Source organism: Kluyvera sp. EC_51 (genome assembly GCF_019584505.1).
In the GTDB taxonomy this organism is placed as follows: Bacteria; Pseudomonadota; Gammaproteobacteria; order Enterobacterales; family Enterobacteriaceae; genus Kluyvera; species Kluyvera sichuanensis.
The window spans coordinates 132424-151789 of record NZ_VDAG01000006.1 but is presented as its reverse complement, the minus strand read 5'-3'; the positions used below and the strand labels follow the sequence as shown (position 1 = coordinate 151789).

The following is a 19366-nucleotide window of genomic DNA, read 5'->3' as shown; positions in this document are numbered from 1 at the left end:
CGCCGGACGGCATGTGTACTCGTCTTACTTCAAGTATAAAAAGGCAGGGCCGAAGCCCTACCGTTTATTCTTTCTCGGAAATGTACGGATCCTCATAGCCCAGAGCAAGCATTATCTCTGTCTCGAGGCTTTCCATCTCTTCCGCTTCCTCATCTTCGATATGGTCATAGCCCAGCAGATGCAGGCTACCGTGCACCACCATATGCGCCCAGTGGGCTTCCAGCGGCTTGCCTTGCTCAACGGCTTCCTGCTCAACGACCTGGCGGCAGATGATCAAATCGCCCAGCAGCGGCATTTCCATTCCCGGCGGTGCTTCAAACGGGAATGACAGCACGTTGGTTGGCTTATCCTTGCCGCGGTAGGTGAGGTTCAGTTCGTGGCTTTCAGCCTCATCCACCAGGCGAATCGTAACTTCTGATTCTTCCTGAAACTGTGGGATGACGGCATCCAGCCATGCCTGAAACTGACTTTCTTCTGGCAGACCGGTGTTGTTTTCACAGGCCAACTGGAGATCGAGGATCACCTGACTCATTTCTGCTCCTGCGCCTGAGCTTCGCGTTTACGTTCCGCGGCCTGCTCGGCTTTACGTTTTTGATCGGCTTCTTCCCACGCCTCGTAAGCGTTAACGATGCGGGCAACCACCGGGTGGCGCACCACGTCTTCGCTGTGGAAGAAGTTAAAGCTAATTTCATCGACTTCAGCCAGCACTTCAATAGCGTGGCGCAGGCCAGATTTGGTGCTGCGCGGCAGGTCAATCTGGGTGACGTCGCCGGTAATCACCGCCTTGGAGTTGAAGCCGATACGGGTCAGGAACATCTTCATCTGTTCGATGGTGGTGTTCTGGCTCTCATCAAGGATGATAAAGGCATCGTTCAGCGTACGGCCGCGCATGTAGGCCAGCGGCGCAACTTCGATGACGTTACGCTCCATCAGCTTTTCGACTTTCTCGAAGCCCAGCATCTCGAACAGCGCGTCGTACAGCGGGCGCAGATACGGGTCAACCTTCTGGCTTAAATCGCCCGGCAGGAAGCCGAGTTTTTCGCCCGCTTCGACCGCAGGGCGGGTCAGCAGAATACGGCGAATCTCCTGGCGCTCCAGCGCATCAACGGCGGCGGCGACGGCAAGGTAGGTTTTACCGGTACCGGCAGGGCCTACGCCGAAGGTGATGTCGTGGTCGAGAATATGGGCGATATACTGCGCCTGGTTCGGCGTACGCGGTTTAATCACCCCGCGTTTGGTTTTGATATTGATGGCTTTGCCGTAATCCGGCACGCTCTCCGCGCTCTGTTCCAGCACGCGCGCTTCTTTAATCGCCAGGTGAATCTGTTCCGGCTCAATATCCTGAAGCTGGCCGCGCATTGGCGCGGTATCAACGTACAGGCTGCGCAGAATGTCGGCAGCGGCGGTCACGCAGATAGCGCGTCCCGTCAGTTTGAAATGGTTATCGCGGCGGTTGATCTCAATGCCCAGTCGTCGCTCCAGCTGTTTGATATTGTCATCAAACGGGCCACACAGGCTCAGCAGACGGGCATTGTCGGCTGGCTCCAGGGTAATTTCGCGAGTGTCTATGTTCAAACTGTTCCTCTTATGCATGAGTTGCCGGTAGTAAGACGTGACCGGCTGATAAAGGAATTATTCACGCCGCAGTAAAAAGGCGCAAGCATTGCAGTAAATATGGGGATGACGGCAGGAAATACAAGGCCCGTCAGGGGAGACGGGCCAGGGAGATTATGGCTGATAAATCCCAACGCCAGCGTCGCTCTCTTTGCGAGTACGCGCAATCACCGACTCCGGTGATTCAACGATACGCAGGCCCATTTCGTCCTCGGTGCGCACCAGCTTGCCGCGCAGTGAGTTAGTGTAGACATCAACGATCTCCACATCGACGAATTTACCGACCATATCCGGCGTACCTTCAAAGTTGACCACGCGGTTGTTCTCGGTGCGTCCGGTCAGCTCCATAATGCTCTTACGGGAAGTGCCTTCTACCAGAATGCGCTGCACGGTGCCGAGCATACGACGGCTCCAGGCCATTGCCTGTTGGTTGATGCGTTCCTGCAGAATGTAGAGGCGCTGTTTTTTCACCTCTTCCGGCACGTCGTCGACCATATCGGCCGCTGGCGTTCCCGGACGCGCGGAGAAGATAAAGCTAAAGCTGACGTCAAAGTTCACGTCGCCAATCAGCTTCATGGTCTGCTCAAAGTCCTGGTCGGTTTCGCCCGGGAAGCCGACGATAAAGTCGGAGCTAATCTGAATATCCGGTCGCGCTTCACGCAGCTTACGGATGGTGGATTTGTACTCCAGCGCGGTATGGGTACGCCCCATCATGTTCAGCACACGGTCAGCGCCGCTCTGAATCGGCAGATGCAGGAAGCTCACCAGCTCCGGGGTATCGCGGTAGACATCGATAATATCGTCGGTAAATTCGATCGGATGGCTGGTGGTGAAACGGATACGGTCGATGCCGTCAATTGCCGCCACCAGACGCAGCAGCTCGGCAAAGCTGCCGGTAGTACCGTCGAAGTTCTCACCGCGCCAGGCGTTGACGTTCTGCCCCAGCAGGTTGACTTCGCGCACGCCCTGAGCGGCCAATTGGGCAATCTCAAACAGAATATCGTCGCACGGACGGCTGACCTCTTCACCACGGGTGTACGGCACCACGCAGTAGGTGCAGTATTTATTGCAGCCTTCCATGATCGAGACAAACGCGGTCGGGCCGTCGGCGCGCGGCTCCGGCAGGCGGTCAAACTTCTCGATTTCCGGGAAGCTGACGTCAACCACCGGGCGGCGGTTATTACGCACGGCATCGATCATTTCTGGCAGGCGGTGCAGGGTCTGCGGGCCAAAAACGATATCCACGTAGTGTGCACGTTGGCGGATAAGTTTGCCTTCCTGTGAGGCGACGCAGCCGCCAACACCAATAATCAGCTTAGGATTTTTTGCTTTAAGTAATTTCCAGCGGCCTAAAAGGTGGAAGACTTTCTCCTGGGCTTTCTCACGGATTGAGCAGGTATTCAGCAGCAGGACGTCGGCTTCTGCTGCGTTTTCAGTCAGTTGATACCCATGAGTGGCATCCAGCAGATCGGCCATCTTTGATGAATCGTATTCGTTCATCTGACAGCCCCAGGTTTTAATATGGAGTTTTTTTGTCATCGACTTGCTCTTGCTCAATTATGAATAGCCCACATTGCAGGGCGCGTATTGTAATGCTTTGGTGCGGTTGTGACCAGCTTGACGGTTATTGGCCTCAGAGGGCGAAAGTCCGGTAAACTGAAGGTATTCGGCTTTAAGGATAATAAATGATGACAATTCTACATAAAGACGTTGCGGTGGTTGGCGGCGGGATGGTCGGTGGTGCGCTGGCATTAGGGTTGGCGCAACAAGGGTTTTCCGTGGCGGTGCTGGAAAAGAGTCCGCCGCCGGATTTTGACCCGAACTCACAGCCTGATGTCCGGATTTCAGCCATCAGCGCCGCGTCGGTGCAGCTGTTACGTGGCCTCGGCGTCTGGGACGCTGTGCTGGCAATGCGGGCACATCCCTGGCGTCGACTGGAGACCTGGGAGTGGCAAACCGCACACGTTGTTTTTGATGCCAGCGAGCTGAAGCTGCCTAACCTTGGCTATATGGTCGAGAACAACGTTCTGCAGTTGGCGCTTTGGCAGGCGCTGGAAGCGCATCCGCAGGTGACGTTGCTGCACGGTACGTCGCTCAATGCGATGCGGACCGAAGGCGATAGCCACGTTTTACAGCTTGATGATGACCGTCAGGTTACGGCTCGCCTGGTGGTGGGCGCTGATGGCGCGCTTTCGCAGGTGCGTCAGCAGGCGGGAATTGGCACCAACGGCTGGCAGTACCCGCAGTCCTGCATGCTGATTACCGTACAGTGTGACAATGAACCGGGTGACAGCACCTGGCAGCAGTTTACGCCAACCGGGCCACGCGCTTTCTTACCGCTGTTCGATAACTGGGCTTCGCTGGTGTGGTACGACACCCCGGCACGGATCCGTCAGCTACAGTCGCTGCCGATGCCGCAACTACAGCGGGAAATCACGCGCCATTTTCCGGAACGTTTAGGAACTATCACGCCGGTTGCCGCCGGGGCATTTCCGCTGACTCGCCGTCATGCGCAGCAGTATGTGCAGCCGGGGTTGGTGCTGATAGGCGATGCCGCACACACCATTCATCCGCTGGCGGGGCAGGGGGTAAACCTTGGCTATCGCGACGTCGATGCGCTGCTGGATGTGTTGGCAAACGCGCGCAGCATCGGCGAAGACTGGTCTAGCCTACCGGTGCTGGAGCGCTACCAGGCGCGCCGTCGAGTGGATAACTTGCTGATGCAAAGTGGGATGGATCTGTTCTACGCCGGTTTTAGCAACGATCTCGGCCCGCTGCGGATTTTACGCAACCTGGGGCTGATGGCGGCGCAGCGCGCGGGCGTGTTGAAGCGTCAGGCGTTGAAGTACGCGCTGGGATTATAGTTTGCTCGCTCGGGCGACATTGAAGTAGTAGCCCGGGCGAACGCAGTGACCCCGGGGATATAAAGGGACAAAAACAAAAAAAGCTCGCCGAAGCGAGCTTTTTGAAAATGGCTGGGGTACGAGGATTCGAACCTCGGAATGCTGGTATCAGAAACCAGAGCCTTACCGCTTGGCGATACCCCAACAATTTTTTTTCGAATGTATCGATAACTCGATAAATTCTGAATTTGGTGGCTACGACGGGATTCGAACCTGTGACCCCATCATTATGAGTGATGTGCTCTAACCAACTGAGCTACGTAGCCGATACTAACATATTCTTCGATGGCTGGGGTACCTGGATTCGAACCAGGGAATGCCGGTATCAAAAACCGGTGCCTTACCGCTTGGCGATACCCCAATACCGTCGCGGCTATCCGCAAATATCGAAGAAAATATGGCTGGGGTACCTGGATTCGAACCAGGGAATGCCGGTATCAAAAACCGGTGCCTTACCGCTTGGCGATACCCCATCCGTGCAACGCTTACTGGTGAATGGTGCGGGAGGCGAGACTTGAACTCGCACACCTTGCGGCGCCAGAACCTAAATCTGGTGCGTCTACCAATTTCGCCACTCCCGCAAAAAAAAGATGGTGGCTACGACGGGATTCGAACCTGTGACCCCATCATTATGAGTGATGTGCTCTAACCAACTGAGCTACGTAGCCATCTTTTTTTTCGCGTTACCTTATCGGCGTTGCGGGGCGCATTATGCGTATTGAGCCCAATACCGTCAACACCTTTTTCAATGAAATTCACCGGAATGTGACTGTTTGGTTGGGTTGTGAACAGCCTGGCGCATTATTCGGCAATTATTGGTTATTTCGCGTTAAATCATGCCATCAATACATCCGGATTCACTGCAAGGTTATCGCGTTAATACGCTAACAAGTGAAACCACCGGGCCACCGACTGTACGCTTAAGTGCACCGAAAGCCAGCGTTTTTAATAAATGACTGGCGCCCACGCGCAGGGTGTTCTCGATATAGCTTTTATCTTTCTGGCTGCTAAGCCATTGCGCCTGTTCCAGCTCATTGAGCAGGGTTGAGGCAGAAATACGCGCGGGATCGAAGCTCACCGCCACGGAACCAGCATATAAGCGGTGAATCACCTCTTTAATACCGTCGCGGGCGCGGAGTTGTTCAATCAGCTTCTCGACTTCATGCGGATGGCGTTGGATCCAGCTGGAGCGGATACGGATGCGATTGGGGGTCTGGTGCAGGTAAGGAGTCATAGCCGCCTCATTTTTACTTATATAGTGGTAATGAGAGTAATTTATATTTGCATTCCACCCATGTCCAGCCTTCACCGCACGCAGCGCAAAAAAGAATCGGACGTTCCCTTTTGACACATCGCAAGAGAAGGGCGATTAGCGCTATCTGACGTTTTCTATCTGTGATTTCATTAATGTCACCTATAAATATCAGGGTATTAAATGATATGCCTGTCGAATCCTTGGGCGACTTACTGACTTTGCGCCGCTTTGTCGAAGTGGCGCACCATATCCCCGGGCGTCTGCGCCTGCGGTTTTCCAACAAGCTTGTAGCCAGCCTTAGCCAGGGGAAGCTCAAGCAGCTTGATGCTTATTGCTCCCCTGAGGGGTACCTCCGGCGTTATCAGATCAACAGCGAAACCGGTTCTATCGTCCTTGAGTACGATGCGGCCGCGATTCGCCCGCAAATCCTCAACCAGCTGTTTGGTCAGGATGGTGAGCAGGCCCAGCACGCGCTGGAGCAGCTAGCCGCCATTCTTAGCCCTTCTCACTAAATGAAAAAGGACAGTCATCATGAGCACCAATGACAACAACGCACAGCAAGTTCCACCGGCCGGTTACTATCCGCCATACGGCTACCCGTGGTATCCGTACCCGCCAATGCCGCAGGGAATGGCATGGCCGCAGAACGGGCAGATGCCTCCTCAGCCACAGATGCCACCACAGCCGCAAATGCAGATGCCACCGCAAATGGCGATGGGGTTCCCGCCTATGGGCTTCCCACCGGCACCTCAGGGCGCGGTACCGCCGCAGTTTGCTCACCCGCATCACCATCATCACCACCACGCTGCCGCGCAGCAGGGCGTGGACTGGAGCCAGTATGCTCAACACGTGGTTGATGGCGCGATGGGCGACCAGGCTGGCCTGCTGAAAAATATCATCAGCACCGTCGGGATGGACGACAAAGAGTTCTGGAAAGGCGCGATGGTTGGCGCGGCGGTAACGCTGCTGCTGACCAACGATTCCGTGCGCGGCATGCTGATGCAAACGCTGGCGGGGGCGGGCGACATGCTTAAAGCCGGTTCCAGCAAAGTCAAAGACGGCGTGAAGAATAGCTCTGAAGCCATCAAAGATACGGCAACCTCCAGCGCGGCTATTTTTCGCGACACCATGAAAGCAGGTAAAGAGGGCTTTCAGGAGTCCGTAGAGCGTCATCGCCAGCCGGGTGCCGTGTCGTTTGATGATGAGGGCGTAGCGGATGAACAACAGCCGTGACCGACAAAACCGCGTAGGCCGCGCCGCCATTGCTGGCGCGCTGGTCGGGGGAAGCGCTGCCTGTGCGCGTGAATGGCAGCGCTACCAGCAAAATGAACAAACGCTGAATGAAGCGGCCTGTACGGTAATGAAGGCGACGGCGAAGGCCAGCCTTATTAGCGGAACGGTGATGGCGATAGCGGATGCCAATAAGACTCGTCCGCTGCAGTCCGTGCTGACCCTTATCGGGGTGGGCGCTGCTTCTCTTTATCTTATGGATGCGATAGCTAAGCGAGGAAATGATGAATCAGCCTGAATACCTGTACAACCCGTGGACCGGTGCGTGGGAACGTAATCCCGCAGCAATGCCGGTACAGGCGCCTGCGGCAACCAATAGCCGTACCCACCTGCTAACCGGGCTGGTGGCTGGTGCCGCAATCACCTACCTTCTGACCAACCGTAACGTCCAGCAGGGGATCACCAATACGGCGAGTAAAGCCTGGGGTACCGTGCGCGGCGAAATGGAAGAGATGAAAGAGCGCATTGCCGACCTGCAGGCAGAACTGGACTACTACCGTAGCCAGAATAAGGATGAGATCGAGTGAGTGCGGTAGGCGAACGGGTTACCGTCGTTCACCAGATCCCCGGACGCGTGCGCCTGCGTATTGCGGCGCTCGGTGACTACCCTGATGCCGCCGGGTGGCTGAAACAGCAGATCCTGACGTTGCCCGGCGTAAGCGGTGTGCGTATTCGCCCTTCGGCGCGTAGCGCGGTGATCCAGTGGGATCGCGCCCGGACTTCACTTGCTGCGATTATGGCTGCGGTGGAAGCGCTGGACTGGCAAACGGCGGAAGACGGCGAATTCGAAACCGAATACTGCGGTGGCGATAACCTCCTTAACCTCGCAGGGTTGGCGCTAACGCAGGTGCTGCCGCCTCGCTGGGCGCGTCTGCCGGCGGCGCTGCTGACTGCACCGACTATCCTGGAAGGGGCGCATACCCTCAGCCAGGGGCAGTTGAAGGTAGAAGTGCTGGATGCGCTGGCGCTGAGCCTGTCGATGCTGCGCGGCGATAACCGTACCGCTATGCTGACGCAGTCGCTGCTGACGCTCGGCGAGTATATGGAGCAGGAGACCAGCCGTCACTCCGACGCGCTGCTGGCCGATCTGATGCAGCCTCGTGAGCACCCGGTCTGGGTTGAGCGCGATGGTGAAAGCGTGGAGATCAACAGCAGCGAGCTGGTGGCGGGTGACGTAATGCTGCTCGGCCCGGGGGATAATATCCCTGCCGACGGTACGGTGCTGCGCGGCGTTGCTCAGGTCAACCAGGCGTCAATGACCGGAGAAAGCGTGCCGGTGCGTCGTGAGCCGGGTTCCTGGGTTTATGCGGGAACGCAAATCCAGGACGGTAACGTGGCGATTACCGCCGAGCAGGTAGGCGAGTCCTCCTCGACGGCGCATATTCGCCGCTTTATCCGCGACTCGCTGACTCAGCGTAGTGAAACCCAGCAGGTCACCCAGGCCATGGCTGACCGTCGCGTTGGTATCACGCTTGGGGTGGGTGCGGCGGTGTTTGCCATGACCCGCAGCTGGGAGCGTCTGGCTTCGGTATTCCTCGTTGACTACTCCTGCGCGCTGAAGCTTAGTACGCCAATCGCCTTTAAATCGATTATGTATCGGGCCGCGCAGAACGGTCTGCTGCTGAAAGGCGGACGAGCGATTGAGAAGCTGGCTGAGGTCGATACGGTGGTGTTCGATAAAACCGGCACCCTGACCCACGACGAGATGCAGGTGACGGACGTCATCAGCTTCAACGACCAACTGGTACAGGCTAAACGCTTGCTGGCGATTGCCGCTTCGGTGGAAGAGCACAGCAATCACCCGCTGGCGCATGCGGTCGTGGCGGCGGCAGAGCACCACGAACTGCCGCATATTGCGCACGGCGAAGTGGAGTATGTCATTGCTCACGGTCTGCTTTGCGCGCTGGAAGATCATCAACTGGTGATCGGCAGTCGTCACTTCCTGGATTGTCACTACGACATCGATTTCACGCCGTATGAAGCGGAAATTAATGAACTGGCGGCGCAGGGGCGGCATCTGCTGTTTATCGGCTTTGATAATCAGCTGGTGGGGATGATCGGTCTGCAGGATCATCTGCGCGATGAAGCCTCTGAGGTGATCGAACAGCTTAAAGCGTCCGGCATTCGTCAGGTGGTCCTGTTGACCGGCGATCGCGCCGAGAAAGCGTGCCAGTTGGCAGAACGTGTAGGCATCGATCGCTACGTTGCCGAAGCCACGCCTGAGAGTAAGGTCGAAGTCGTGAAAGCGCTGCAGGAAGCGGGGCACAAGGTGATGTTCGTGGGTGATGGTATCAACGATGCGCCGGTGCTGACGCAGGCAGACGTGGGCCTCGCCATGAACCAGAGCACTGAGCTGGCGCAGCAGGCGGCGGATGCCGTGCTGTTGCAGGACAGTTTGTATGGCGTTATCACCGCGCGTCAACTCTCGCTGGAGGCGATGAAGCTGGTAAACAGCAACATCAAGCTGACCGAGTGGGTGAACAGCGCCATTATGCTGGCAGCGGCGCTAGGCTGGCTGTCGCCGGGTGCTAGCGCGATGCTGCATAATGGGACGACGCTTGGCGTGTTGCTGCGATCGCTGGCGGCGAAGAAGGGGCGCGGGGAGTAGGTTTTCCCCTCACCCTAACCCTCTCCCCAAAGGGAGAGGGAACCGCTGGTTTTCTCCCTCGCCCCTTTGGGGAGAGGGCCGGGGTGAGGGGAATCACCCGCACCAAGCCAAAATAAAAAGCCCCCGATGTCACCATCAGGGGCTTTTTTCTATCTCACCGCCACGCTTACTTGTAAGCAGACTGGTGCACGCCTACCGCGCGACCAGACGGATCGTCCATGGTTTTGAACGCTTCATCCCACTCAATCGCTTTCGCAGAAGAGCACGCAACGGACGGGCCGCCCGGGACACATTCCGCAGCGCTTGGTACCGGGAACAGCTCTTCAAAGATTTCACGGTACAGATAGCCTTCTTTAGACGTTGGCGTGTTGTACGGGAAGCGGAAGTGCGCGGTTTCCAACTGCTGATCGGTCACCTGTTTTGCCGCGACTTCTTTCAGCGTATCAATCCAGCTATAGCCTACACCGTCAGAGAACTGCTCTTTCTGGCGCCATGCAACGCTTGCTGGCAGGTAAGATTCGAAGCATTCACGCAGCACGTGTTTTTCCATCTTGCCGTTGCCGCACATTTTGTCCTGTGGGTTGATGCGCATCGCCACGTCGAGGAATTTTTTATCCAGGAACGGTACGCGTGCTTCCACGCCCCAGGCGGACATCGCTTTGTTAGCGCGGGCGCAGTCGTACATATGCAGAGCCTGCAGCTTACGTACGGTCTCTTCGTGCAGCTCTTTGGCGTTTGGCGCTTTATGGAAGTACAGGTAGCCGCCAAACACTTCATCAGAACCTTCACCGGATAGCACCATTTTGATGCCCATCGCTTTGATTTTACGCGACATCAGGTACATCGGCGTAGAGGCGCGAATCGTGGTTACATCGTAGGTTTCGATGTGGTAAATCACGTCGCGAATCGCATCCAGACCTTCCTGCACGGTGAAGTGAATTTCATGGTGCACGGTACCCAGGTGGTTTGCTACTTCCTGCGCGGCTTTCAGGTCAGGGGACCCTTCCAGACCAACGGCGAAGGAGTGAAGCTGCGGCCACCAGGCTTCTGAACGTTCCTGATCTTCAACGCGGCGAGCGGCAAATTTCTTGGTGATAGCCGAGATAACCGAAGAATCCAGACCGCCGGAGAGCAGCACGCCGTAAGGCACGTCTGACATCAGGTGGCTTTTCACCGACTCTTCCAACGCCTGACGCAGTTCGTTTTTGTCGGTCACGTTGTCTTTAACCGCATCGTAGTCGAACCAGTCACGCTGGTAGTACTGACGAATTTCGCCATCTTTGCTCCACAGATAGCTCCCTGCTGGGAACTCCTGGATGGTGCGGCAAACCGGGGTCAGCGCTTTCATTTCAGAAGCAACGTAGAAGTTGCCGAATTCGTCGTGGCCCATATACAGCGGGATAATACCGATATGGTCGCGGCCAATCAGGTACGCGTCTTTTTCGCTGTCGTACAGCGCAAAAGCGAACATCCCCTGCAGGTCGTCGAGGAATTCAGGCCCTTTTTCCTGATACAGCGCGAGGATCACTTCGCAGTCAGAACCGGTCTGGAACTGGTAGCGGTCGCCGTATTCAGCGCGCAGCGCCTGATGGTTATAGATTTCACCGTTGACGGCCAGAGCGTGCGTTTTCTTTTCGTTATACAGTGGCTGAGCACCGGCGTTGACGTCAACAATCGACAAGCGTTCATGTGCGAGAATCGCTTTATCACTGGCGTAGATCCCAGACCAGTCTGGGCCACGGTGGCGCATCAGGCGGGAGAGCTCAAGCGCCTTTTTACGCAGCTCAACCGCATCAGTTTTAATATCCAGTACACCGAAAATAGAACACATAGACTTCTCCGTTAACCCTGTGGCGTTGTGCTGTTTAATTGTGTGGCGCCGTACTGTCGCAGCGCCTTTGCATGAGTAAAAAAATGCCGCAAAGGGCGAGCGGGCGCAAGGGTTTTTCGGCCTATGAAAGAAAAAATGCAATGAGGGTTATGGAATACTAAAAAATACGTATGTCTATTCTTCTATTATTGATGAATCATCATTTTTTAAGCGTTATTTTTAAATAATCTACTTTTTTTCAGTTGGTAGGTAACGAGAATAGATTTCTCGCCCCGTGCAGAGGCAAAATCTGCACGGGATGAGCTTAGGCAATGCCGAAAGGCCAGATCTGCTGGACCGTTTTGTAGAGAATTTGCTCGCGGTCTTTGGGGGTTAACCACGCCAGGTGATCGCGGTAGAGTGCGACCGCTTGCGCATAGCTCAGTTTATTCAAACAGATTGGCCAGTCGGTGCCCCACATCAGTCGCTGTGGCCCAAAGCCATCAAACACCTGTTTAACCTGCTGTGCGGCATCCGGGTAGGGGTAAGGCTGCTGCGAGAGCGACCACATATGCGAAATTTTGACGTAGACCTGCGGATAGCGCGCCAGCGCCAGCAGTTTGTTCAGCTCGTCAGGATGATTCAGCGGCGAATCGGCCATGTGGTCAATGACCACCGTCAGCTCCGGGTTTTGTTCTATCCAGGGAATAAGGTCGGGCATCCGGCTGGGGGAAGCCAGAATGGTCATCGGTACTTTCAGGTCGGCGGCCTGTCGCCAGAGGGGTTTCATTAACGGCCCACGAATCCAGTCACCGTCAGCTTTATCAGAAGGGCTCAACCTGACGCCGCGAAAACCTTCGTCAATGGTCAGGCGGGCCAGATGTTCCGGCGCAGCTGGGTCTTCCGGGTTTACGCGGCAGATACCCTGAAATTTATCCGGATACTGTCGCAGAACGTCAGCCAGATAGCGATTATCCCAACGGTAGTGAATAACCTGCACGATCACCGTGCGCGCAACGCCGTTGGCGGCCATCAGCGATAGCAGCATTTCGGCGGTGAAATCCTGCGGCGGCGCTTTGCGGTCCTTAGCGTAAGGATAGCGCGGGTCGGTTTTCCAGACGTGCACGTGGGAATCAATCATGAGCGGTGAGGGCAGGGCGGCAAACGCCGGGCGTAGCGCGCAGGCGAGCGGTAGGGCGGCGCTGGCGGCAAGGAATTGACGACGGCTAAGCATGTTTTTCTCCATTGCATCGGCCGTCTGAATCCCGGAGGCGTCAGAGTTGAGTTATTTGAGATTGGATGTGGGCTCAGTGGGCAGATGCGCTAGCTGACGAGCCACTATAAAACGCGAATGAGCGGGATGATTCAGACCGATGCCCAGGAAGGCATCGGTTTCACTGTTAGAGTTAACAATGGGTTGTGAACAGCGTCACGGCGTGAACCGCTAGATAATGTCGATTTCCGCAACGGACGGATAAATCCATGACGGACGGAACGGCATATTGTCGATGTCATCAACGGTCGAGACGCCAGAGAGCACCAGAATCGTCTCCAGCCCCGCCTGGAAGCCGGCCAGAATATCGGTGCGAAGATTATCGCCGACGATAACCGTCTGCTCTGAGTGCGCCTGCATTTTGTTCAGCGCGGCGCGGATGATCCACGGGCTTGGCTTGCCCACGACAAACGGCTTACGGCCTGAGATTTTTTCGATGCCGGCGCACAGTGCGCCACAGGCTGGGTAATAGCCGCGGCCATGCGTGTCCGGGTTGGTCGCGATGAAACGAGCGCCATTGGCGACGAAGAATGCCGCCTTGTGCATCATTTCCCAGTTAAAGGAGCGCGTTTCACCCACGATAACGAAGTCAGGGTTGACGTCGGTGATGGTGAACCCGGCTTTATAGAGCTCGTGGATCAATGCCCCTTCGCCGACAACGTACGCTTTTTTCCCTTCCTGGCGACGCAGGAAGTCGGCGGTTGCCATGGCGGAGGTATAAAACACGCTATCAGGCACGTCGATGCCTGCGGTGGCGAAGCGGTTCGCCAAATCCTGACCCGTCTGTGAAGGGTAGTTGGTCAGACAGAGGAACGGCATACCTTTATCCAGTACGCGTGCGACGAATTCTGCCGCGCCCGGCACGGCAACGTTGTCGTGCATCAGCACGCCGTCAATATCACAGATTACATTCTGAATGGTCATGGACTACCTGGCGTTTGTTTTTAAAGAGGCGTAATTATACACGTTATCCCCGGCATTGCCTCTTAGGACTAACCTTCCAACAAATGTTGCAGCAGGATACCGTTGAGCATTGCACGCTTAACCAGTGCAAAAGCGCCGATCGCGGAGCGGTGGTCGAGGGTTGAGCGCACCACCGGCAGGTTTTTGCGAAAAGCCTTTAAAACCTGAGTGTTGATGCAGCCTTCGATGGCGGGTAGCAGTACACGGTCGGCCTCGATGATTTCACCGGCAATCACCACTTTCTGCGGGTTAAACAGGTTAATGGCAATGGCGATGGTTTTACCAAGATGACGGCCCACGTGTTCAATCACCTCGGTGGCCAGCGCGTCGCCTTTATTGGCGGCTTTGCAGATGGTTTTGATGTGGCAGTCATCGAGCGTGACGCGGCTCTGGTATCCCTGTTCCAGCAGGTGGCGCACGCGCTGCTCGATGGCGGCGTTGGCGGCGACGGTTTCCAGGCAGCCAAAGTTACCGCAGTGGCAGCGTTCGCCGAGCGGGTCGACCTGTATATGACCAATTTCCCCGACGTTGCCGTTACGGCCGATAAAAATACGCCCGTTGGAGATGATTCCCGCACCGGTACCACGGTGTACGCGCACCAGAATGGAGTCTTCACAATCCTGACTTGCACCAAAGTAGTGCTCTGCCAGCGCCAGGCTGCGGATGTCGTGGCCGACGAAGCAGGTGACTTTAAAGCGTTTTTCCAGCGCTTCGACCAAACGCCAGTTTTCCACTGGGATGTGCGGCATGTAGCGGATGACGCCACTCTCCGGGTCAACCAGACCAGGCAGAATCACTGAAATGGCGATCAGTTCACGGATTTTACGCTGGCACGATTCAATAAAGGTGCCGATAGTATTCAGCAGAGCGTGTTCCAGCGTCTCCTGCGTGCGTTCCGGCAGCGGATAGTGCTCTTCAGCAACCGCTTTACTGCTCAGATCGTACAGCGTGAGGGTGGTGTCGTGACGGCCCAGACGAACACCAATGGCGTGGAAGTGGCGGGTTTCGGTGACTATCGAGATAGCGCGGCGGCCCCCGGTGGAGGCCTGCTGATCGACTTCTTTGATCAATCCGCGCTCAATGAGCTGACGCGTGATTTTAGTCACGCTGGCGGGAGCAAGCTGGCTCTGCTCGGCAATCTGAATACGCGAGATTGGCCCATGCTGGTCAATCAGGCGGTATACGGCCGCGCTGTTAAGCTGTTTTACGAGGTCAACATTACCAATTTGAGCTTGTCCGCCTGGTGTCATACTTTCTCTTACTCAGTAACGACCTCGTTGCCATTAACGATGGTCTTGATGATTTTATAATCGTGCGTGAATGCGGTCAGGTTGGCGACCTTGCCAGGCGCGATGCTACCAAAATGTTTCTCAACGCCAATCGCGCGGGCAGGGTAGAGCGTTGCCATGCGCAGCACTTCGTCCAGCGCAATATTGGCATGCTCAACCAGGTTGCGAACGCCTTCGATCATCGTCAGCGATGATCCACTCAGTGTGCCGTTTTCATCAACACAGAGTCCATTGCGGTAGTATATTGTTTTACCAGCAAAAATGAACTGATCAATATTGGCACCTGCCGGAGCGGTGGCGTCGGTCACCAGACACAGCTTATCGCCTTTCAGACGTTTGGCGTTACGGATATTGATGTAATCCACGTGCAGGCCATCAGCAATGATGCCGCAGTAAATTTCGTTTGCATCCAGGATAGCGCCGGTCAGACCAGGTTCGCGGCCTGACATATAAGGCATGGCGTTAAACAGGTGCGTCGCGAAGGTGATACCCGCACGGAAACCTACGCGTGCTTCTTGCGCCGTGGCGTTGGAGTGGCCTGCTGAAACCACGATGCCGGCATTTGCCAACGCGGTGATGACTTCCGGTGCGACCATTTCTGGTGCCAGGGTCACTTTGGTAATTACGTCGGCGTTATCGCAGAGGAACTTCACCAGTTCAGCGTCGGGTTTACGCACGAAGCTTGGGTTGTGAGTGCCTTTTTTCACCAGATTCAGCCATGGGCCTTCAAGGTGCAGCCCCAGCGCCTGGTTAGGGTGCTTCGCCAGATATTCGCGCATCACGCGTACGCCCTGTTTCATCAGGTCGTCGCTGGTGGTGATAAGCGTTGGCAGATAGTTGGTGCAGCCCGATTTCTCGTTGGCTTTCTGCATGATTTCCAGCGTTTCAACGGAGACTGCTTCAGCGGTGTCGTTAAACTGCACGCCGCCGCAGCCGTTGAGCTGAACGTCGATAAAACCAGGGGCGAGAATGGCGCCATTAACGGAACGCTGTTCGACGTTCGCTGGTACATCGGCCAGTGGGCAAATACGTTCAATAAGGCCATTGGCGACGATAATCGCATGGTCATCCAGAATTTCGTGGCCGGTATAAATTCGGCCATGGGTTAATGCATACATTACGACCCCCGGTGTTCTAAAATTTTGTCCCGCAGCAGGCTACGGGACGGTAAGACATTACAGACCTTTAATATTTTCAGCTTCTAATTCATTGAAATATTTCAGGGTCTTGACCTTCAACTCCATGGTGGAAGGTTCATCGCAGACGATCAGTGATTTCGGATGCAGTTGCAGACAGGTGATGGTCCACATGTGGTTGACGTTACCTTCAACCGCTTGCTGCAGCGCCAGCGCTTTCGTCGCGCCCTGCACCAGAATCATCACTTCTTCCGCATCCAGCAGCGTACCAACGCCAACGGTCAGCGCGTATTTTGGTACCAGCGCAACGTCGCCGTCAAAGAAACGGGAGTTAGCGACGCGGGTTTCATGCGTCAACGTTTTGATACGGGTACGGGAAGACAGTGAAGACGCCGGTTCGTTGAACGCGATGTGACCATCGTTGCCCACGCCACCCATAAACAGGTGAATTTTGCCGTAAGAGCGAATTTTTTCTTCATAACGGCGGCATTCTGCGTCAACATCCGGCGCGTTGCCGTTCAGCAGGTTGATGTTTTCTTCTGGGATATCAATGTGGTCGAAGAAATTGCGGTGCATGAAGCTGTAGTAGCTTTCCGGATGCTCTTTTGGCAGACCAACGTATTCGTCCATGTTGAAGGTGACGACGTGCTTAAAGCTCACCTGGCCCGCTTTATGCATTTCAACTAAAACTTTATAGGTCGCCAGCGGGGTGCCGCCGGTTGGCAGGCCGAGGACAAACGGACGGTCTGCGGTAGGTTTAAAAGCATTGATGCGGTTAACGATGTGGCGGGCAGCCCATTTGCCGACTTGTTCAGCGTTAACGAGAGGAATCAGTCTCATTCTTCACCTCAAAATGTAAAATATAAGAAGTTGGCGGATGGCATCTCCGTGCACTGTTTAAGCGTAACCTGTTTGCATCGTCAGGGAGCAATCCGTTTTGATTTTTTGAATGATAAAATAAGTTTTCATGGTTAGCCAGTAAAAGGGAGTGGTGAGAACAATATTTGGTGACTATAGTCACAAAAAACACGTGTTTAATTTGCGATACGAATTAAACTTCCACACACTCATAAGCCTTAGAGTTGTGATTGCAGTTTACAAGACATCGCAGTGTCATGCTTTTTTGCACAATAAAAAAATGGCTTAAATGAGCCGTATCGGGGTCTCGTAGGGGGAATAAGATGAATATTTTAGGTTTTTTCCAGCGGTTAGGTAGGGCGTTACAGCTCCCTATCGCCGTGTTGCCAGTAGCGGCGCTGTTGCTGCGATTTGGTCAGCCAGATTTACTGAACGTGCCTTTCATCGCGCAAGCGGGTGGGTCCATTTTTGATAACCTGGCGCTGATTTTCGCCATCGGTGTGGCATCCAGCTGGTCTAAAGACAGCGCGGGTGCGGCAGCACTGGCGGGCGCAGTCGGTTATTTCGTTCTCACTAAAGCAATGGTCACCATCAACCCAGCCATTAACATGGGTGTCCTGGCGGGTATCATTACCGGTCTGGTCGGCGGTGCCGTTTATAACCGTTGGGCGGGTATCAAATTGCCTGACTTCCTGAGCTTCTTCGGCGGCAAACGCTTTGTGCCAATCGCCACTGGCTTCTTCTGTCTGGTGCTGGCAGCCATCTTTGGCTACGTCTGGCCACCGGTGCAGAACGCCATCCACGCAGGTGGTGAGTGGATCGTAGGCGCTGGCGCGCTGGGCTCCGGTATCTTTGGTTTCATCAACCGTCTGCTGATCCCAACCGGTCTGCATCAGGTGCTGAATACCATCGCCTGGTTCCAGATTGGTGAGTTCACCAACGCGGCCGGTGCGGTCTTCCACGGTGACATTAACCGCTTCTACGCGGGTGACGGCACTGCGGGTATGTTCATGTCCGGCTTCTTCCCAATCATGATGTTTGGTCTGCCGGGTGCGGCGCTGGCGATGTACTTCGCAGCACCGAAAGCGCGTCGTCCAATGGTTGGCGGTATGCTGCTGTCCGTTGCGATCACCGCGTTCCTGACCGGTGTTACCGAGCCGCTGGAATTCCTGTTCATGTTCCTGGCGCCGTTACTGTACCTCCTGCACGCGATTCTGACCGGCGTGAGCCTGTTTATCGCGACGCTGCTGGGTATCCACGCTGGCTTCTCCTTCTCCGCAGGTGCTATCGACTACGTGTTGATGTACAGCCTGCCGGCAGCAAGTAAGAACGTCTGGATGCTGGTGGTAATGGGTCTGGTGTTCTTCGTTATCTACTTCGTCCTGTTCAGCGTAGTTATCCGCATGTTCAACCTGAAAACGCCGGGTCGTGAAGATAAAGACGACAGCGTGGTGACGGAAGAAGCGAACAGCAACACCGAAGAAGGTCTGAATCAGCTGGCAACTAACTACATTGCAGCGGTTGGCGGTACTGACAACCTGAAAGCGATTGATGCCTGTATTACCCGTCTGCGTCTGACCGTAGGCGACTCCGCGAAGGTGAGCGATGCGATGTGTAAACGTCTGGGCGCTTCCGGTGTGGTGAAACTGAACAAACAAACCATCCAGGTTATCGTGGGTGCGAAAGCCGAATCTATCGGTGACGCGATGAAGAAAGTGGTTGCTCGTGGCCCGGTTGCCGCAGCAGCAGCGGAAAGTGCAGCACCAGCAGCGCCAGCGGCGGCAAAACCGCAGGCGGTGGCTAACGCCGCGACCGTAGAAACCCTGGTTTCTCCGATTACCGGTGATGTGGTTGCGCTGGAGCAGGTTCCTGATGAAGCCTTTGCCAGCAAAGCGGTCGGTGACGGCGTGGCGGTAAAACCAACGGATAAAACCGTGGTTTCCCCAGCAGCGGGCACCATCGTGAAAATCTTCAACACCAACCACGCGTTCTGCCTGGAAACTGACAAAGGCGCGGAAATCGTTGTCCATATGGGTATCGATACCGTTGCGCTGGAAGGTAAAGGCTTCAAACGTCTGGTTGAAGAGGGTGCAGAAGTGAAAGCGGGTGAGCCAATCCTGGAAATGGATCTGGACTTCCTGAACGCCAATGCGCGCTCCATGATTAGCCCGGTTGTTTGCAGCAACAGCGATGATTTCGGTGGTCTGGTGATTAAAGCCGAAGGTCATGTCGTTGCTGGTCAAACACCACTGTATGAGATTAAAGGTAAGTAACTGCTCCTGAGTAAAGTGAGTTAAGTGCCTTAAGCGGCGGGGGCGTTCCTCCGCCGCTTTTTTTTTGCCGCAAATTCCCCCACATTCGTTATTC

At 55.4% G+C, this 19366-nt stretch carries 17 protein-coding genes and 6 tRNA genes; 7 read left to right on the top strand and 16 right to left on the bottom strand.

Annotated elements, in window-relative coordinates; genetic code table 11:
* Nucleotides 1–64: 64 nt before the first annotated feature.
* The 3 genes from ybeY to miaB form a co-directional block, all read right to left on the bottom strand.
* The gene (ybeY, locus tag FHC49_RS02265) at nucleotides 65–532 is read right to left on the bottom strand and encodes an rRNA maturation RNase YbeY (protein WP_185669818.1); all 468 of its coding nucleotides are present in this window, start codon (nucleotides 530–532) and stop codon (nucleotides 65–67) included.
* Nucleotides 529–1575 carry a PhoH family protein gene (locus FHC49_RS02260; protein WP_185669817.1) on the bottom strand — a complete coding sequence of 349 codons (1047 nt, stop codon included), beginning with the start codon at nucleotides 1573–1575 and terminating at the stop codon, nucleotides 529–531. Before FHC49_RS02260 ends, ybeY begins: the two co-directional genes overlap by 4 nt.
* A gap of 153 nt (nucleotides 1576–1728) precedes the next feature.
* Nucleotides 1729–3153, bottom strand: coding sequence for a tRNA (N6-isopentenyl adenosine(37)-C2)-methylthiotransferase MiaB (gene miaB, locus FHC49_RS02255; RefSeq protein ID WP_220438464.1), 1425 nt, complete (start codon nucleotides 3151–3153; stop codon nucleotides 1729–1731).
* A gap of 149 nt (nucleotides 3154–3302) precedes the next feature.
* Between miaB and ubiF the strand changes: the two genes are divergently transcribed.
* A complete protein-coding gene (gene ubiF, locus FHC49_RS02250; protein ID WP_220438670.1) occupies nucleotides 3303–4478 on the top strand; it encodes a 3-demethoxyubiquinol 3-hydroxylase in 1176 nt (391 codons plus the stop codon).
* Nucleotides 4479–4586: 108 nt separating this feature from the next.
* On the opposite strand, the gene FHC49_RS02245 is transcribed toward ubiF, so the two are convergent.
* The 7 genes from FHC49_RS02245 to FHC49_RS02215 form a co-directional block, all read right to left on the bottom strand.
* Nucleotides 4587–4661, bottom strand: a tRNA-Gln gene (locus FHC49_RS02245).
* A 45-nt stretch (nucleotides 4662–4706) separates the two neighbouring features.
* Nucleotides 4707–4783: transfer RNA gene (locus FHC49_RS02240), tRNA-Met, on the bottom strand.
* A gap of 20 nt (nucleotides 4784–4803) precedes the next feature.
* Nucleotides 4804–4878 (bottom strand) — tRNA-Gln (locus FHC49_RS02235).
* Between the two features lie 37 nt (nucleotides 4879–4915).
* Nucleotides 4916–4990: transfer RNA gene (locus FHC49_RS02230), tRNA-Gln, on the bottom strand.
* 23 nt (nucleotides 4991–5013) lie between these two features.
* A tRNA-Leu gene (locus FHC49_RS02225) sits at nucleotides 5014–5098 on the bottom strand.
* 10 nt (nucleotides 5099–5108) lie between these two features.
* A tRNA-Met gene (locus tag FHC49_RS02220) sits at nucleotides 5109–5185 on the bottom strand.
* Between the two features lie 200 nt (nucleotides 5186–5385).
* A complete protein-coding gene (locus FHC49_RS02215) occupies nucleotides 5386–5751 on the bottom strand; it encodes a hypothetical protein (protein ID WP_035892675.1) in 366 nt (121 codons plus the stop codon).
* A gap of 206 nt (nucleotides 5752–5957) precedes the next feature.
* Here FHC49_RS02215 and FHC49_RS02210 point away from each other — a divergent pair, with 206 nt between their 5' ends.
* From FHC49_RS02210 to FHC49_RS02190, 5 genes are read left to right on the top strand one after another with little or no spacing between them, the layout of a single operon-like run.
* Nucleotides 5958–6284 carry an HMA2 domain-containing protein gene (locus FHC49_RS02210; protein WP_185669365.1) on the top strand — a complete coding sequence of 109 codons (327 nt, stop codon included), beginning with the start codon at nucleotides 5958–5960 and terminating at the stop codon, nucleotides 6282–6284.
* A gap of 19 nt (nucleotides 6285–6303) precedes the next feature.
* A complete protein-coding gene (locus FHC49_RS02205; protein WP_220438463.1) occupies nucleotides 6304–7005 on the top strand; it encodes a YtxH domain-containing protein in 702 nt (233 codons plus the stop codon).
* The gene (locus FHC49_RS02200) at nucleotides 6989–7300 is read left to right on the top strand and encodes a hypothetical protein (protein ID WP_123650119.1); all 312 of its coding nucleotides are present in this window, start codon (nucleotides 6989–6991) and stop codon (nucleotides 7298–7300) included. The genes FHC49_RS02205 and FHC49_RS02200 overlap by 17 nt, the downstream gene beginning before the upstream one ends.
* Nucleotides 7284–7589, top strand: coding sequence for a YtxH domain-containing protein (locus tag FHC49_RS02195; RefSeq protein WP_223883260.1), 306 nt, complete (start codon nucleotides 7284–7286; stop codon nucleotides 7587–7589). Before FHC49_RS02200 ends, FHC49_RS02195 begins: the two co-directional genes overlap by 17 nt.
* Nucleotides 7586–9670 carry a heavy metal translocating P-type ATPase gene (locus FHC49_RS02190; protein ID WP_185669363.1) on the top strand — a complete coding sequence of 695 codons (2085 nt, stop codon included), beginning with the start codon at nucleotides 7586–7588 and terminating at the stop codon, nucleotides 9668–9670. The genes FHC49_RS02195 and FHC49_RS02190 overlap by 4 nt, the downstream gene beginning before the upstream one ends.
* A gap of 166 nt (nucleotides 9671–9836) precedes the next feature.
* On the opposite strand, the gene asnB is transcribed toward FHC49_RS02190, so the two are convergent.
* The 6 genes from asnB to nagB all read right to left on the bottom strand — a co-directional run bounded on the left by asnB (nucleotide 9837) and on the right by nagB (nucleotide 16981).
* On the bottom strand, nucleotides 9837–11501 hold the full coding sequence (gene asnB, locus FHC49_RS02185) for an asparagine synthase B (protein WP_185669362.1): 1665 nt from the start codon (nucleotides 11499–11501) through the stop codon (nucleotides 9837–9839).
* 304 nt (nucleotides 11502–11805) lie between these two features.
* Complete coding sequence (locus tag FHC49_RS02180; RefSeq protein WP_220438461.1) at nucleotides 11806–12714, bottom strand: amidohydrolase; 909 nt, start codon at nucleotides 12712–12714, stop codon at nucleotides 11806–11808.
* 210 nt (nucleotides 12715–12924) lie between these two features.
* Nucleotides 12925–13677, bottom strand: a complete 753-nt coding sequence (locus FHC49_RS02175; RefSeq protein WP_106924677.1) for an HAD-IIA family hydrolase — start codon at nucleotides 13675–13677, stop codon at nucleotides 12925–12927.
* 68 nt (nucleotides 13678–13745) lie between these two features.
* The gene (locus FHC49_RS02170) at nucleotides 13746–14966 is read right to left on the bottom strand and encodes an N-acetylglucosamine repressor (protein WP_220438459.1); all 1221 of its coding nucleotides are present in this window, start codon (nucleotides 14964–14966) and stop codon (nucleotides 13746–13748) included.
* A gap of 8 nt (nucleotides 14967–14974) precedes the next feature.
* Entirely contained in the window at nucleotides 14975–16123 is a 1149-nt protein-coding gene (gene nagA / locus FHC49_RS02165; RefSeq protein WP_185669359.1) for an N-acetylglucosamine-6-phosphate deacetylase, read from the bottom strand.
* Nucleotides 16124–16180: 57 nt separating this feature from the next.
* The gene (gene nagB, locus FHC49_RS02160) at nucleotides 16181–16981 is read right to left on the bottom strand and encodes a glucosamine-6-phosphate deaminase (protein WP_185669358.1); all 801 of its coding nucleotides are present in this window, start codon (nucleotides 16979–16981) and stop codon (nucleotides 16181–16183) included.
* 341 nt (nucleotides 16982–17322) lie between these two features.
* Between nagB and nagE the strand changes: the two genes are divergently transcribed.
* Nucleotides 17323–19272 (top strand): PTS N-acetyl glucosamine transporter subunit IIABC, encoded by a 1950-nt coding sequence (gene nagE, locus FHC49_RS02155; RefSeq protein ID WP_185669357.1) that lies wholly within the window; start codon nucleotides 17323–17325, stop codon nucleotides 19270–19272.
* Nucleotides 19273–19366 lie beyond the last annotated feature (94 nt).